The sequence below is a fragment of the Burkholderia anthina genome (assembly GCF_902498995.1).
Lineage (GTDB): Bacteria > Pseudomonadota > Gammaproteobacteria > Burkholderiales > Burkholderiaceae > Burkholderia > Burkholderia anthina.
This window is the reverse complement of record NZ_CABVLY010000005.1, coordinates 154,937-169,319: the sequence shown is the minus strand read 5'-3', so window position 1 is coordinate 169,319 and position 14,383 is coordinate 154,937. Positions and strand designations below refer to the sequence as shown.

Genomic DNA, 14,383 nt, shown 5'->3' with positions numbered 1-14,383 from the left:
ATGAAAGTGGAGTCGTCAATCAACGCAAACAACGCGCTTTTCGACGAGGCATTCGAAACCCTGCCGCCCGGGCAGGTGCGCCGGCATCAGGACGGGCTATGGTCGCCCCAGTGGGACTACATCCGTTCGATGTCGACGTTCTATCGCGGGAAACTGTCGCGCTGGATCGACCGGGAAGTGACGCTGGATTCGCTGCAGGAGCTGCCTTTCACCGAGAAGGACGAGCTCCGGATCAGCCAGGAGGCGGCTTCTCCATTCGGCGACTACGTGGCTTGCGGCGAGGCGGGCGTGTCCCGCCTTCATCGCACCTCCGGGACGACCGGGCGCCCGTTGATTCTGGCGAACAGCGCGGCCGATGCGTACCGGGTCGCCCGGGTCGGCGCGCGGTCGATGTGGGCCGCCGGGTTGCGGCCGACGGATCGCGTGGTTCACTGCCTGAACTACTGCATGTGGACCGGCGGCTTCACCGATCACACGATTCTCGAGGCGACCGGCGCGACGGTCGTGCCGTTCGGCGTGGGCAATACGCGTCTGCTGATCGATTCGATCGTCAATCTCGGCATCAACGCGATTTCGTGCACGCCGTCGTATCCGGGGCTCATCGAGCAGATCCTGCGTGAATCGACCGATCTTCGCCCCCGCGACCTGAAGCTGACGTTGGGCCTGTTCGGCGGCGAGGCCGGGCTCGACAACCTGGATCTGCGCAACGCGATGGAAGAGAAGTGGGGTTTCAAGATCCGCAACGCCAACTTCGGTCTGTCGGAAGTACTGAGCATTCTCGGCGGACAAACCGACTGGACCAACGATTTGCTGTATCACGCGAGCGACGTCGTCTTTGCCGAAATCGTCGATCCCGCCACGTTGCAACGCCTGCCGATCGAGGCGGGGACCGTCGGTGAACTGGTCTGTACGCACTTGCAGAAGGAATGCCAGCCGCTCGTGCGCTACCGCACGCGAGACGTCGTCACCGTGACCGGCGTCGATCGCGGGCCGGACGGCCGCACGGCGTGGCGATTCCGTGTCACCGGCCGCACCGACGACATGTTCAACGTGCGCGGCATCAACGTGTTCCCGAGCGCCGTTCGCGTGGCCGTCGAATCGCTGCCGCAATGGGCGTCGGGAATCTTCCGGATCGTGCTGAAGGGGGACGGGCCGTACGACCGGATCACGATGACGGTCGAAGCCGCGCAGGGATTGCCGGCCGCCGACTGGCCGAAGGCCAGGGAGCAGGTCGAGGCGGCGATCCGCACGCGGGTCGGTTCGACGGCAGACGTGACGATGGTGCCGTTCGAACATTTCCCGCGCACCGAAGGAAAAACCCGCTGGGTCGAAAAGGAGGCGTGATGAGCTACGCAAGAATCGAGAAATCGGGAGCCGTGTCGACGGTGATCCTCAATCGCCCGGAGCGGCTGAACGCGATCAGCGGCGACCTGCTGGACGATCTTCATCGGGCGCTGGTGGAGGTCAATGCCGATGACGGCTGCAATGCGATCGTATTCACGGGCGCGGGACGGGCCTTCTGCGCGGGCGACGATCTGAAGGAGTTCGACAAGCAGACCGAGAGCGATGCCAGCATCCGCAGTCACGTCGAACGCATCCAGCAGATCACGCGCGACCTGATGTTCAACGGCAAGCCGGTCATCGGCGCGGTGCACGGGTTTGCCGTCGGCGGCGGATTCGAGTGGCTGCTCAACTGCGATCTGGTCGTGGCGTCGGACGACCTGGTGTGCTTTTTCCCCGAAATGGAGTGGGGGCAGTTCGTCACCGGGGGCGTGACGCAGCTCCTGCCGCAGAGCGTCGGCCATCAGCGCGCGATGGAGCTGTGGCTGCTGGGCGAGCGCCAGTCGGCTCGGCAACTGCATGCGCTGGGTCTCGTCAATCGCGTCGTCGAACCGGGGAAGGTCGTCGACACCGCGCTGGAGCTCGCCGCGCGTGTCGCCGAACGTTCGGTCTTCTCCGTATCGAGACTGAAGCGTCTGCTGACGATGGAGCTGTCGACCGAGTTGACCCGCAGTCTCGAGCTCGAGCAGTCCGCAACCGTGGCGGCGTTTGCGACACCCGACGCCGCCCGCCGTGTCCAGGCCTTTGCCGCGAGGAAATGACCATGACTATCAAAGCACTGACGTTCGACTATTTCGGCACGCTGGTGGATGTCGACAAGGGGGGCATGGCGGGGATTGCCGAAGTCATGCGCATTCTCGGCGTCGCTTCTTCGCGCCCGGTATTCGACGTGTACCTCGACTGGGACATGCGCAACGTGCAGACCTATCGCGGCGGCGCGTACCGCAGCTATCGCGCGGTCGCGCAGGACGCACTGACCGGCTGCCTCGACACGCTGTTCCCGAACGCGCTCGACGGCCACGACGTCGAGGCGCTCACCGACGTGCTGCTCACGCACCTCGTCGAGTCGTCGCCGCCGCACGCGGATGCGCTCGAGTTTCTCGACTGGGCCGGGGCGCGCTATCCGCTGATGCCGATCACGAACATGGACAGCGATCTCTGGCGCAGAAGCCAGCTCACGCGCTATTTCGAGCATGTCACGACGGCCGAGATGGCCAAGGCGTACAAGCCTTCGCATCTGATATTCAGCCTCGCGCTGGATCGCCTCGGGCTGGACGCGCACGACGTGCTGCACTGTTCGCTCGCCAGCTGGGCGGATATCGACGGCGCGAAGCCGCTCGGCATGCACGTGGCATGGATCAACCGCGCCGCGGACACGCTCGGCCCGTGGCAGCCGCGTCCCGATTTCGAGTTCGAGACGCTGTCGCCCGTTCGCGATGTCCTGACCCAGTCGCAGTCCGCCACTTCGGGGGAATTGAAATGAAACGCACGATCCTGATGTTTGCCGTCACCGTCGTCGGTGTCGGCGTGACCGGATTTTCGTCCGGTGCGAGCGCCGATACCGTCGTCAAGATCGGCGCGGCCGGCCCGCTGACGGGCAGCTCGGCCCAGAGCGGCAAGGACGACGAACGCGGCGTGCAGCTGGCCATCAACGAGCTGAATGCCCGCAAGCTGGTGATCGGCGGACAGCCGGTCAAGTTTCAACTGGTGTCGGTCGACGATCAGGGCGACCCGAAGGTGGGCGTGAACGTCGCGCAGAAGCTGGTCGACGGCGGCGTGGCGGCCGTGATCGGACATTACAACTCCGGCGTGAGCATTCCGGCCGCGCGGATATACAACGATGCGCACGTCGTGATGATCACGGGCGCGTCGTCGAACCCGGAGCTGACCCGGCTGGGATTTCCGTACGTGTATCGTCTCGCGACGAACGACAACGTGATGGGCCGGCGCATGGCCGATTACTCGGCCAACGTGCTGAAGCTCAAGCGCGCGGCCGTGGTCGACGACCGGACCGCGTACGGCACCGGCGTGGCGGACGTGTTCGTGAAAACCGCGGAGAAGGACGGCATGACCGTCGTCGCGCGTGAATACAGCACGGACAAGACGACGGACTTCAAGGGCATCCTTACGCACATCAAGGCGACCAATCCGCAGGTCGTGTTCTACGGCGGCTATTACGCGCAGGCGGCGCTGCTTGCGCGCCAGATGGTCGATCTCGGCATCAACGCGGTGCTGGTCGGTGGCGACGGCATCTGTTCGCCGGAGTTCAGCAAGCTGTCGAACAACGTTCTCGACAACAAGATGTTCTGCGCGCAGGGCGGCGCGCCGCTCGACAGCCTGCCCGACGGCAAGCGTTTCAGGAGCCGGTTCAAGAGCACGTTCGGCGCCGACGTGGATACCTATGCGCCGAGCTTCTATGCGGCGACGCTCGTCGTGGCCGATGCGATGCAAAAGGCCAATTCGACGTCGCCCGAGGTGTATTCGAAGGTGATGCGCGAGCAATCGTTCACCAGCATGCTCGGGCCGGTGAAGTTCGACGCGCAGGGCGACTGGGTCGATGCGCCGGTGACCGTCTACAAGCTGTCGGGCGGCACCCTGACGCCGGTCGGCGTGCAGTAGCGAACGCGGCGTCGAAGCCCGGTTCGAGGCGGCGCCGTGGTCGCGCCGGGCCGGGCATCGATGCCTGGATGAACGGCCCGACGCCGTTGCGATTCAGCCGCGCGGCATCGGCATCGCGGCAATGATTTGACCGACAAGGAGATTTCATGATCCATTCCGGAGCGACGGCGACCCTGACGCGTCGGGTCGCCGTGCAGGACCTGGCTTCCGCCTTCGGCAACGATTCGGATGAAGCGTATCCGGACGTGATGTCGACGCCCGCGATGCTCGGTCTCATGGAGCGGGCATGCGCGGAAATCATGCGCGGCGAACTGGAGAACGGGCAGTTGTCGGTCGGCGTCACGACGCAGCTGACGCACTCGGCGCCCACGCCGGTCGATGCGCAAGTGAGCGCCACGGCCAGCTTCCGCGGGCGGGAAGGCAGCCTGTTCGTATTCGATGTCGTCGTGCACGATCCCAAAGGGCAAGTCGGCAGCGGAACACATGCGCGCGCGATCGTCGATCGCGCCGCCATCGAGAAGAAGGCCGCGTCGCGCCGTTGATCGCGGCAATGGCCGGCCGTGGCCGGCAGTGGCGCGAGCGTTCGTCGCACGGGCGGCAGCGGGGTTCAACATGAACGGTTTTTGCGCTGGTAAGCTGGGCGGATCTGCCACCGTGCTGCGAACGATAATGGACGAGCGAAGTCTGGGCGCTGCCGACCGATCCGGCGATCTCCGGTCGGCGATCGATACGGCTTGCTGGCGCGATGCAAGACGTGTTGCGGCGCAGCGGTTCGGCGCATACGTGCTGACGTTGGACGACGACGCGGTTCCGCTCGAAGCGGCGGACGACGCTGCGCGCGCGCTGGCCGCGCAGTGCGGCATCGACGTCGGCGCGCTGGCGCTCGACCGGCTGCTGCGCGACGTCCGCGATGCGTTGCGGGAAGGCGGCGCGACGGTCGATGTGCCGCTCGCCGCCGTGGACGGCCTGCACTGCGCCGCGACCTGCGTGCCGGCCGGATCCGCCAGGGTCTACCTGCTCGCATTGCGGCGAGCGGAACGCGACGCGCGATCGCTGCACGACATGCTCGCGCTGCTCGACATCACGCTGGGCGTCTCGCTGAAAAGTCATTTCGACCTCGTCGCGCACCAGACGCTGGTGGAGGAGCAGAAGGCGATCATCGACCACATCGGCGACGGGCTGATGGTGCTCGGTCGAGGCGGCATCGTGCGTCATGCGAGTACCGTCGCGGGACGGATTCTCGGGATCGATCCGGTGGCCAGCATCGGGCGGCCGCTCGAGGCGCTGATCGACTTCGAGCCGATCATTGCGCCGATCTTCACGACCGGCGTGGGCTACGTCGATCGCGAACTCATCATCGACTCGCCCGCCCGTCACCTGCACCTGATCGACACGGCGATTCCCGTCAAGAACAGCTGCGGGCAGGTGGTTTCCGTCGTCAACACGTTCCGCGAGATCAAGCGCGTGCGCAGCATCGCCGGCAAGTATGCGGGCAACTACGCGCGCTATACGTTCGAGAACATCGTCGGGCAGAGCGACAGCCTGCTCGACGCGATCGGCGCCGCCCGCAAGGCGGCGCACGGTTCGGCGAATCTGCTGCTCAGCGGCGAAAGCGGCGTCGGCAAGGAGGTTTTCGCGCAGTCGATCCACAACGCGAGCGCACGCCAGGCCCAGCCGTTCATTGCGATCAACTGCGCCGCGCTGCCGCACGACCTGATCGAAAGCGAACTGTTCGGGCACGCGCCGGGCAGTTTCACCGGGGCGACCAAGGAAGGGCGGCCGGGGAAATTCGAGTCCGCCGACGGGGGCACCGTCTTTCTCGATGAAATTTCGGAGCTTCCGATCGATGTGCAGGCGAAGCTTCTGCGCGTACTCCAGGAACGCGAAGTGACCCGGCTCGGAGATACCAAGGGGATCCCGATCGACGTGCGCATCATCTGTGCGAGCAACCGCGATCTGGAAGCGATGGTGGCGGCGAAGGAGTTCCGGGAGGATCTGTACTATCGCTGCAACGTCATCGAGATCTCGATTCCGCCGTTGCGATCGCGCAAGGCCGACATCACGGCGACCGCGAACTTTTTCCTGAGCAAGTACGCGACGCTGCTGAACAAGAAGATATTCGGGTTCAGCAAACGGGCGCTCGATCAGATGCATGCCTACGCATGGCCGGGCAATGTCCGGGAGCTGGAGAATCTCGTCGAGCGCACCGTGAACCTGAGCGACGAAGGCATCATCGACGACGTGTCGGCTTTGTTGCGGCCGCCGCGCGGCGCGGGCGGCATGTCCGATCCGATACCGGCACCCGGCATGCAGCGAAAGCCCGGCACGCAGGGCGATCAGGCGATTCAATCGCTGAGGGACGTCGAGCGCGACGCGATCCATCATGCGCTGGCCGCGTGCCGATTCAACGTGACGCGTTGCGCGGCCCTGCTCGAAATCTCGAAGCCGGCGTTGTATGCAAAGGTGAAGCGATACAACATCAAGCTCGAACGGCCGTTGCATTAGCCGGCTCCGGCCATTCGGCGCGTGGATCGCTGCCGACGCCGGTGCCGATCGGCGCGGCTGGTCGAGCCGGGGTGGGCCGCCGCCATGCCATGGCGGCGTGAGTGCGAGTGCGAGTGCGTGTGCGTGTACGCGCGTGCCTTCGATGCTGCGCGACGGGCGATCCGCGCGGCGATACCGCGCGCCGCATCGGCATCAGCCATGCCGCTCCCCGATCCGGTTCTCGTCCGGGCTCCACACGCTCAATCCTTCCGTCGGCGCCATCGGAATCTCCCACGGCCGCGCGGCGATCGTCTGCATCGTCGCCTCGAACCCCGCCTGCCGGCGCGCCGCAATCCCGGCCGGCGTGAAATCGATGTCCTTCCACTGGTCGTCGCCGTCGAGCCGCGGCGCCGCGAGCTTGATCACGCGCATCGTCGTCTGGCAGCCCCACGCGGCGAGCGCCTGCACGTCGGCCGACGTGCGCTCCGCTTCCGGCAGCCGCGTGACCAGTTCCTGGATCACGTGCCGCAGCCGGTGAATCTGCTGTTGCCGCGCGATATGGCTGTCGGTGCGGCTCGCGTACTGGATGTCCTTCTGCCGCTCCGACACCTGCCAGATGCTTTTCGGCTCGGGTCCGACCGGATTCCACATCTGCACCGAGAAGATGATCGAGCTGCGGCGCGGCGCGTCGTCCAGCACGACCTCGACCGGCGTATTCGAATAGATGCCGCCGTCCCAGTACGGCGCGCCGTCGATCCGCACGGCCGGAAACGCGGGCGGCAGCGCGCCCGAACTCATCACGTGCTCGATGCCGAGCGGCAGGTCGCGCGAATCGAAATAGCGCATCGCGCCGGTGCACGCATCGACCGCGCCGACGGTCACGCGCGGCCGGCCCGCGTTCAGCCGGTCGAAATCGACGAGCGAGGCGAGCGTGGCACGCAGCGGATCGACCACGTAGTACGACGCGTGCTCGACGCCGACGTGCGCGAGCGGCCCGAGCCACGCGGCCGGGTTCGGCCGGAAAAATCCCGGGATGCCCGCGCCGATGACGCCGAGCTCGGCGCCGATCTTGTCCCAGCTCGTCGGGAAGCCCGGCACGTCGAGCGCGGGCTGTCCGGTGACGCGGCGCCAGAACTCGGCCATCCGTTGCGCGCGATGTCCCGGCGCATTGCCGGCGATCAGCGCCGCGTTGATCGCGCCGATCGACGTGCCGATGATCCAGTCGGGCTGGATGCCGGCCGCATCGAGCGCCTCGTAGACGCCGAGCTGGTACGCGCCCAGCGCGCCGCCGCCCTGGAGGACGAGCACGACTTGCCCGGGCAGTTTCGCAGGTGCGGATTGATTCGCCGTCATCGCTGGCCTCGTGGTCGGTCACGGCCGGAGGCGCCGGCCGGATGGAATCAGTGTAGGCGATCGGCGGACGGTTCTCGTGCGGGAATCGGGCGTTGCGGGCCGCGTGCATCCATGCCGGTTATCGGTTATCGAGCGCGAGCCGGCGCGGATTCGGGTGCGGCACGGCGTGCCGATCCGGCCGCGTTCGCGGCCGGCGTTGCGACCAGGCGCACAGCCCGCGCGCCGCGTATCGGCATGTGCCGCACGCTCATTCGACGGTGATCGTCTCCTTCATATAAGGATGGATCCCACAGAACACCTTGTATACGCCCGGCTTGTCGAAGCGGAACGAATAGGTTTCGTCCTGGTCGAGCGCCTTCGAATGAAAGATCCCCGCGTCGTTGACGACGGTATGCGGTTCGGCGTCGAGATTCTTCCACGTGATCGTCGTGCCGGCCTTGATCGTGGTCGACATCGGCGAAAACATGAAATTGCGGATCGTCACGAGCGAGTCGGCCGGGCCCTGCGCGAACGCGGCGAGCGGTGTGCCGCCGATCGCCGCACACAGGAACAGCGCGGCCGGCAGCGCCGGTTTCCCGAAGCGGTTCATGTCGGTCTCCCGGTACGTCATGCGAGCGTCGCGTCATGCAGCGACGATGCGAGCGGATGGCCCGAGAAGTCGACCGTCGTGACGCCGAGCATCGCGGGCAGCCGGTCGCGCGGCACCGTGAGCGGCACCGGGCCCGGCCCGTTGCCGGCCGTCGGCTGCGGGAACGCGGTGGAGCGCGCGGTATGGAACGTCACGTTGCCCTCGACCTTCGACACGATCTGGTGGATGTGTCCGTTCAGCACGGTGACGGAACCGAAGCGGCGCAGCAGCGCCATCGTCTGCGGCGCGTCGCCGGTGCCCCAGCCCCACGGTTCGTAGATGGTCCACATCGGCATGTGCGAGAACACGACGATCGGCGTGCTCGACGACTGTCCCTTCAGGTCTTGCGCGAGCCATGCAAGCTGATCGTCGCCGAAGCTGCCGAGCCCGTTCGGTTTGAAGTGCATCACGTTGACGAGCGCGACGAAGTGCACGCCCGCGTGATCGAAGCTGTAGTAGCCGCGGTTGTTCGACGCGCTGCCGAACCGGCTGAAGTACTCGGCGCCCGACCCGTCGGTGACGTCGTGTTCGCCGGGCACCGTGTGCAGCTCCGGCACGCGCAGCGCGGACAGCAGTTGCGACGCGCGGTCGAATTCCTCCGGTTTGGACAGGTGCGTGATGTCGCCGGTGTGGATGGCCAGCGCGGGCGCGGCGGACATGCCGTTGACGAGATCGATGGTCTGCCGCAGCGTCGCCGCGACGTCGGGATTCGCGTCCTTGTTGAAGCCGATGTGCGTGTCGCTGATCTGCACGAACAACGGCCGGCCCGCATCGGCGGAGGGGCGCTCGCCGTTTTGCGCGAGCGCGAGGTCGAACGGCGTCAGGATGCCGCCCGACAGCGTAAACAGCGTACCGAGGCCGCCGAACGCCATGCATTGCAGGGCTTTGCGGCGCGACGGGCGGGTGGGAGTCGATGAAGACATGTGAGCCTCGCAATCGTATGACGGAACCGGACGGCCGGATCGTCCGGAAATAAACCGGCGTCGTTCGCTTGCGATACCGATGCGGCGGCGGATTTATTCCCGCGTGTTACGAGGCGGAACCCCGGTGCTCGCGGCTTGCGAGCCGAGACGGGGTCATAGCAGGATGACCTGTCAATGTCCTGTAAGTGACATGTCACATTTGCGTCATGGCCGCCCGATAGCCTGCGACACCGAATCACCTCTCCGGAGCCCCTCATGCCGAATCTCGCGGCAACGGAAACCAGCGGTGCCGCCAGCCATCGCACACGCACCATCAGCCTCGCGCTGTTTTTTCTGATCATTGCCTGCGGTATCGTCTACGTGGGCGTTCACCTGAGCGCGGATCTCGGCCCGGTCAAGGAAAGCTCGATCCTGCCGTTCCTGCTGCTCATCGTCGCGCTGCTGATCGCGCTCGGCTTCGAATTCGTGAACGGTTTTCACGACACCGCGAACGCGGTCGCGACCGTCATCTATACGCATTCGCTCGATCCGCACCTGGCGGTGGTGTGGTCGGGGCTGTGGAACCTGTGCGGCGTGCTCGTCTCGAGCGGCGCCGTCGCGTTCGGCATCCTGCAGTTGCTGCCGGTCGAACTGATCCTGCAGGTCGGCAGCGGGTCGGGCTTCGCGATGGTGTTCGCGCTGCTGATCGCGGCCGTCACGTGGAACCTCGCGACCTGGTATTTCGGCCTGCCGTCGTCGAGCTCGCATACGCTCGTCGGCTCGATCATCGGCGTCGGGCTGATGAACCAGATCGTCAGCGGCCCGTCGGGCACGAGCGGCGTCGACTGGAACCAGGCGCTCGGCGTCGGCAAGGCGCTGCTGTTCTCGCCGCTGGTCGGCTTCGTGCTATCCGCGCTCGTGTTGCTGCTGCTGAAGGCGCTCGTGCGCGTGCCGGCGCTGTATCAGGAGCCGAAGGGCAACAAGCCGCCGCCGTTCTGGATCCGCCTGCTGCTGATCCTCACCTGCACCGGCGTGTCGTTCGCGCACGGGTCGAACGACGGGCAGAAGGGCATGGGTCTCATCATGCTGATCCTGATCGGCGTGATGCCGACCGCCTATGCGCTGAACAAGGCCGTGACGCCCGACCAGACGAGCACGTTCGTCGCGGTCGCGCGCCATGCATCGACGACGCTCGTGAAGTACGCGGACCCCGCCGCGCAGTCGGGCGACGCGCGCGCCGACGTCGAGGCCTACGTGCGCACCCACAAGCTGGCACCCGCGACGATTCCCGCGCTGCGCAAGCTCACCGACACGATCGCCGACCAGGTCGCGCAGGCCGGCGGCATTGCGAGCGTGCCGCAGAACCTCGTCGACAACGTGCGCAACAACATGTACGTCGCGTCCGAGGCGATCCGGCTGATGGAAAAGGCGAAGGCGCCGGCGTTCTCCGCCGAGGATGCGAGCGCGCTCGACGCGTTCAAGCAGCAGATGGACCGCGCGACGAAGTTCATCCCCACGTGGGTGAAGGTCGCCGTCGCGATCGCGCTCGGTCTCGGCACGATGGTCGGCTGGAAGCGGATCGTCGTGACGGTCGGCGAGAAGATCGGCAAGTCGCACCTCACGTACGGGCAGGGCGCGTCCGCCGAAGCCGTCGCGATGCTGACGATCGGGATGGCCGACGCATACGGGTTGCCGGTGTCGACGACGCACGTGCTCGCGTCCGGCGTGGCCGGCACGATGACCGCGAGCGGCGCGGGGCTGCGCTGGGACACGGTGCGCAACCTCGTGCTCGCGTGGGTGCTCACGTTGCCCGCGTCGATCGCGCTGTCCGCCGTCCTGTACTGGGCGCTGCACGGCCTGTTCTGAACCGCGTCGGCTGATGCCGCGCCCGGCCGCGCGTCATGCGGCCGGCCCCATCGATTTTCAATTCGACCAAGACGCTACCGATGGATATCAGTTTCGATCCGAACCGCACCGCGAACGCCTCGGCGTGGCGCGTGCTCCCCAACCGCTGGGATGCCGTCGCGTTTCCGCTGATCATCTGCCTGCTCGCGATGGCGATCGTCGGTTTCCATCAGACGATGGCGCCGATCGGCGTGCTGCAGACGCAGAAGATCTCGCTCGATCCGTCGAACCTGCCTGAATACGCGCTGCGCACCACGCTGCGGATGCTCGCCGCGATGGTCGCGTCGCTCGTATTTACGCTCGTCTACGGCACGCTCGCCGCGAAAAGCCGCCGCGCGGGCATGGTGCTGATCCCGATCCTCGACATCCTGCAGTCGGTGCCGGTGCTCGGCTATATCTCGTTTACGGTCACGTTCTTTCTCGCGCTGTTTCCGGGGCGCGTGCTCGGCGCCGAACTCGCGGCGATCTTCGCGATCTTCACGAGCCAGGCATGGAACATGACGTTCAGCTTCTACCAGTCGCTGCGCACCGTGCCGCGCGACCTGAGCGAAGTGTCGCGCGGCTTCCACCTGACGTCGTGGCAGCGCTTCTGGAAGCTCGAGGTGCCGTTCTCGATGCCGGGCCTGATCTGGAACATGATGATGTCGATGTCGGGCGGCTGGTTCTTCGTCGTCGCATCGGAGGCCATCACCGTCGGCAACCAGATCATCACGCTGCCGGGCATCGGCGCGTATCTCGCGCAGGCCATCTCGGACAAGAACCTCGGTGCGGTGGGCTGGGTGATCGTCGCGATGTCGGTCGTGATCCTCGCGTACGACCAGTTCCTGTTCCGTCCGCTCGTCGCGTGGGCCGACAAGTTCCGGATGGAGAACACCGCGTCGGGCGATGCGCCGCAGTCGTGGCTGCTCGACATGCTGCGCCGTACGCACCTGATCCATCAGTTGCTGGTGCCGGCCGGCTGGCTGCTGTCGCAGGCGGCTCGCGTGCCGCTGCGCGTGCCGTCGTTCAAGGGTGTCGGTGCGCGCGTCGCATCGAGCCGCCGCTCGTCGCGCATCGGCGACATCGTGTGGGGCGCGTGCGTGATCTTGCTGACGGTGTACGTCGTATGGCGCGTCGTCAGTTTCGTCGCGACCGGCGTGACGATGGCCGAAGTCGGTCACGTGCTCGTGCTCGGGCTCATCACGCTGCTGCGCGTGCTGGTGCTGATCGCGATCGCGTCGTTGATCTGGGTGCCGCTCGGTGTGCTGATCGGACTGCGCCCGAAGCTGGCCGAGAAGATCCAGCCGCTCGCGCAGTTCCTCGCCGCATTCCCCGCGAACCTGCTGTTCCCGGTGTTCGTGATCGTGATCGTTCACTTCCACCTGAACGCGGACATCTGGCTGTCGCCGCTGATCGTGCTCGGCACGCAGTGGTACATCCTGTTCAACGTGATCGCCGGCGCGATGTCCTACCCGAACGACTACAAGGAAGCGACGAAGAACTTCCGCATTCGCGGCTGGCAGTGGTGGCGGCAAGCGATCCTGCCCGGCATCTTCCCGTACTACGTGACCGGTGCGATCACCGCGTCGGGCGGCGCGTGGAACGCGAGCATCGTGTCCGAGTTCGTGCAATGGGGCGACACGAAGGTCGTCGCGCACGGCCTGGGCGCATATATCGCGCAGACCACCATCGCTGGCGATTTCCCGAAGATCATCCTGGGCATCGCCGTGATGTCCCTGTTCGTTACCTTGTTCAACCGCCTGCTGTGGCGTCCGATGTACGCCTATGCGGAATCCCGGCTCCGTCTCGATTGAGAGTAAGCACGATGCAAAATTCGACCGTCATCAACGCCCCTGCCCAGGCGCCGCTCCAGCCGCCGCGTCTCGGCGAGGAAATCCTGCGTGTCGAGCACGTGAACCGCGGCTTCAACAAGTCGCAGGGCGAATTGCTCGTGCTCGACGATGCGAACCTGTCGCTGCGCGAAGGCGAGATCGTCGGGCTGCTCGGCCGTTCCGGGTCGGGCAAATCCACGTTGTTGCGCATCATCGCCGGCCTGATCGAGCCGACCGGCGGCGACGTGACCTATCTCGGCAAGCCGCTGCGCGGCCCGGCCGAAGGCGTCGCGATGGTGTTCCAGACCTTCGCGCTGTTCCCGTGGCTGACCGTGCTGCAGAACGTGGAAGCCGGGCTGGAAGCGCTCGGCGTCGGCGCGCGCGAGCGGCGCGAACGCGCGCTCGCGGCGATCGACCTGATCGGTCTCGACGGTTTCGAGAACGCGTATCCGCGCGAGCTGTCGGGCGGGATGCGCCAGCGCGTGGGCTTTGCGCGCGCGCTCGTCGTCGATCCGACGATCCTGCTGATGGACGAGCCGTTCTCCGCACTCGACGTGCTGACCGCGGAAACGCTGCGTACCGACCTGCTGGACCTGTGGACGCAAGGCCGGATGCCGATCAAGTCGGTGCTGATCGTCACGCACAACATCGAGGAAGCGGTGTTCATGTGCGACCGGATTCTGGTGCTGTCGTCGAACCCGGGCCGCGTGATCGCCGAGATCAAGGTGCCGTTCAAGCATCCGCGCAACCGGCTGGATCCCGATTTCCGCAAGCTGGTCGACGACATCTACGCGAAGATGACCGCGCGCCAGACCAACGAGGCGACGAAGAAGGGGCTCGAACTCGGCAGCTGGCTGCCGCAGGTGTCGACCAACCTGATGGCCGGCCTGATCGAGACGCTCGCGATGGCGCCGTACCATGGCCGCGCGGACATGCCGGAAATCGCGCGCACGCTGCATCTCGAAGTGGACGAACTGTTCCCGATCGCCGAAGTGCTGCAGTACCTCGGTTTCGCGGACGTGCGCGAAGGCGACGTGTTCCTGACGCCGCCGGCGCGCGTGTTTGCCGAGTTCGGCACGCAGGAGCGCAAGCTGATGTTCGCGGATCACCTGCTCAAGCATGTGCCGCTGGCGGCGCGGATCAGGAAGGTGCTCAACGAGCGCCCGGGCCACCGCGCGCCGCGCGTGCGTTTCGAGCAGGAGCTGGAGGATTTCCTGTCGGATGAAGCGGCCGAGGAAACGCTGGATGCGGTGATCGACTGGGGGCGTTACGGCGAAGTCTTTTCGTATAACGACAAGACGGAGGTGTTCAGTCTCGAGGATGTCGAAAGCTGACCCCCA

General features: G+C 66.1%; 12 protein-coding genes. 9 read left to right on the top strand and 3 right to left on the bottom strand.

The window, feature by feature from the left end:
- The 6 genes from BME24068_RS09240 (at position 1) to BME24068_RS09215 (ending at position 6,465) form a co-directional block, all read left to right on the top strand.
- Positions 1 to 1,344 (top strand): phenylacetate--CoA ligase family protein, encoded by a 1,344-nt coding sequence (locus tag BME24068_RS09240; protein WP_096501320.1) that lies wholly within the window; start codon positions 1 to 3, stop codon positions 1,342 to 1,344.
- Entirely contained in the window at positions 1,344 to 2,102 is a 759-nt protein-coding gene (locus BME24068_RS09235; RefSeq protein WP_174925870.1) for an enoyl-CoA hydratase/isomerase family protein, read from the top strand. Before BME24068_RS09240 ends, BME24068_RS09235 begins: the two co-directional genes overlap by 1 nt.
- Before the next feature lie 2 nt (positions 2,103 to 2,104).
- On the top strand, positions 2,105 to 2,824 hold the full coding sequence (locus BME24068_RS09230; RefSeq protein WP_174925869.1) for an HAD family hydrolase: 720 nt from the start codon (positions 2,105 to 2,107) through the stop codon (positions 2,822 to 2,824).
- 14 nt (positions 2,825 to 2,838) lie between these two features.
- The gene (locus tag BME24068_RS09225) at positions 2,839 to 3,960 is read left to right on the top strand and encodes a branched-chain amino acid ABC transporter substrate-binding protein (RefSeq protein ID WP_420887540.1); all 1,122 of its coding nucleotides are present in this window, start codon (positions 2,839 to 2,841) and stop codon (positions 3,958 to 3,960) included.
- A 146-nt stretch (positions 3,961 to 4,106) separates the two neighbouring features.
- Positions 4,107 to 4,502, top strand: coding sequence for a thioesterase family protein (locus BME24068_RS09220; protein WP_096501312.1), 396 nt, complete (start codon positions 4,107 to 4,109; stop codon positions 4,500 to 4,502).
- Complete coding sequence (locus BME24068_RS09215) at positions 4,444 to 6,465, top strand: sigma-54 interaction domain-containing protein (protein ID WP_338138576.1); 2,022 nt, start codon at positions 4,444 to 4,446, stop codon at positions 6,463 to 6,465. The genes BME24068_RS09220 and BME24068_RS09215 overlap by 59 nt, the downstream gene beginning before the upstream one ends.
- A 192-nt stretch (positions 6,466 to 6,657) precedes the next feature.
- Here the strand turns inward: BME24068_RS09215 and BME24068_RS09210 are convergent, their stop codons facing one another.
- The 3 genes from BME24068_RS09210 to BME24068_RS09200 form a co-directional block, all read right to left on the bottom strand.
- The gene (locus BME24068_RS09210; protein ID WP_174925867.1) at positions 6,658 to 7,797 is read right to left on the bottom strand and encodes a patatin-like phospholipase family protein; all 1,140 of its coding nucleotides are present in this window, start codon (positions 7,795 to 7,797) and stop codon (positions 6,658 to 6,660) included.
- A 247-nt stretch (positions 7,798 to 8,044) separates the two neighbouring features.
- Entirely contained in the window at positions 8,045 to 8,407 is a 363-nt protein-coding gene (locus tag BME24068_RS09205; RefSeq protein ID WP_420887538.1) for a cupredoxin domain-containing protein, read from the bottom strand.
- A complete protein-coding gene (locus tag BME24068_RS09200) occupies positions 8,404 to 9,348 on the bottom strand; it encodes a metallophosphoesterase family protein (RefSeq protein ID WP_174925866.1) in 945 nt (314 codons plus the stop codon). The genes BME24068_RS09205 and BME24068_RS09200 overlap by 4 nt, the downstream gene beginning before the upstream one ends.
- A 255-nt stretch (positions 9,349 to 9,603) precedes the next feature.
- On the opposite strand from BME24068_RS09200, the gene BME24068_RS09195 reads away from it, so the two are divergent.
- From BME24068_RS09195 to BME24068_RS09185, 3 genes are all read left to right on the top strand, one after another.
- Entirely contained in the window at positions 9,604 to 11,193 is a 1,590-nt protein-coding gene (locus BME24068_RS09195; protein WP_096501306.1) for an inorganic phosphate transporter, read from the top strand.
- Positions 11,194 to 11,273: 80 nt separating this feature from the next.
- Complete coding sequence (locus tag BME24068_RS09190; RefSeq protein WP_174925865.1) at positions 11,274 to 13,025, top strand: ABC transporter permease; 1,752 nt, start codon at positions 11,274 to 11,276, stop codon at positions 13,023 to 13,025.
- Positions 13,026 to 13,036: 11 nt separating this feature from the next.
- A complete protein-coding gene (locus BME24068_RS09185; protein ID WP_174925864.1) occupies positions 13,037 to 14,377 on the top strand; it encodes an ABC transporter ATP-binding protein in 1,341 nt (446 codons plus the stop codon).
- Positions 14,378 to 14,383 lie beyond the last annotated feature (6 nt).

Bases quoted from the DNA above. Each gene is read 5' to 3' on its own strand.
- BME24068_RS09240 (WP_096501320.1), top strand. From the start codon at position 1: ATGAAAGTGGAGTCGTCAATCAACGCAAACAACGCGCTTTTCGACGAG.
- BME24068_RS09235 (WP_174925870.1), top strand. From the start codon at position 1,344: ATGAGCTACGCAAGAATCGAGAAATCGGGAGCCGTGTCGACGGTGATC.
- BME24068_RS09230 (WP_174925869.1), top strand. From the start codon at position 2,105: ATGACTATCAAAGCACTGACGTTCGACTATTTCGGCACGCTGGTGGAT.
- BME24068_RS09225 (WP_420887540.1), top strand. From the start codon at position 2,839: ATGTTTGCCGTCACCGTCGTCGGTGTCGGCGTGACCGGATTTTCGTCC.
- BME24068_RS09220 (WP_096501312.1), top strand. From the start codon at position 4,107: ATGATCCATTCCGGAGCGACGGCGACCCTGACGCGTCGGGTCGCCGTG.
- BME24068_RS09215 (WP_338138576.1), top strand. From the start codon at position 4,444: ATGCGCGCGCGATCGTCGATCGCGCCGCCATCGAGAAGAAGGCCGCGT.
- BME24068_RS09210 (WP_174925867.1), bottom strand. From the start codon at position 7,797: ATGACGGCGAATCAATCCGCACCTGCGAAACTGCCCGGGCAAGTCGTG.
- BME24068_RS09205 (WP_420887538.1), bottom strand. From the start codon at position 8,407: ATGACGTACCGGGAGACCGACATGAACCGCTTCGGGAAACCGGCGCTG.
- BME24068_RS09200 (WP_174925866.1), bottom strand. From the start codon at position 9,348: ATGTCTTCATCGACTCCCACCCGCCCGTCGCGCCGCAAAGCCCTGCAA.
- BME24068_RS09195 (WP_096501306.1), top strand. From the start codon at position 9,604: ATGCCGAATCTCGCGGCAACGGAAACCAGCGGTGCCGCCAGCCATCGC.
- BME24068_RS09190 (WP_174925865.1), top strand. From the start codon at position 11,274: ATGGATATCAGTTTCGATCCGAACCGCACCGCGAACGCCTCGGCGTGG.
- BME24068_RS09185 (WP_174925864.1), top strand. From the start codon at position 13,037: ATGCAAAATTCGACCGTCATCAACGCCCCTGCCCAGGCGCCGCTCCAG.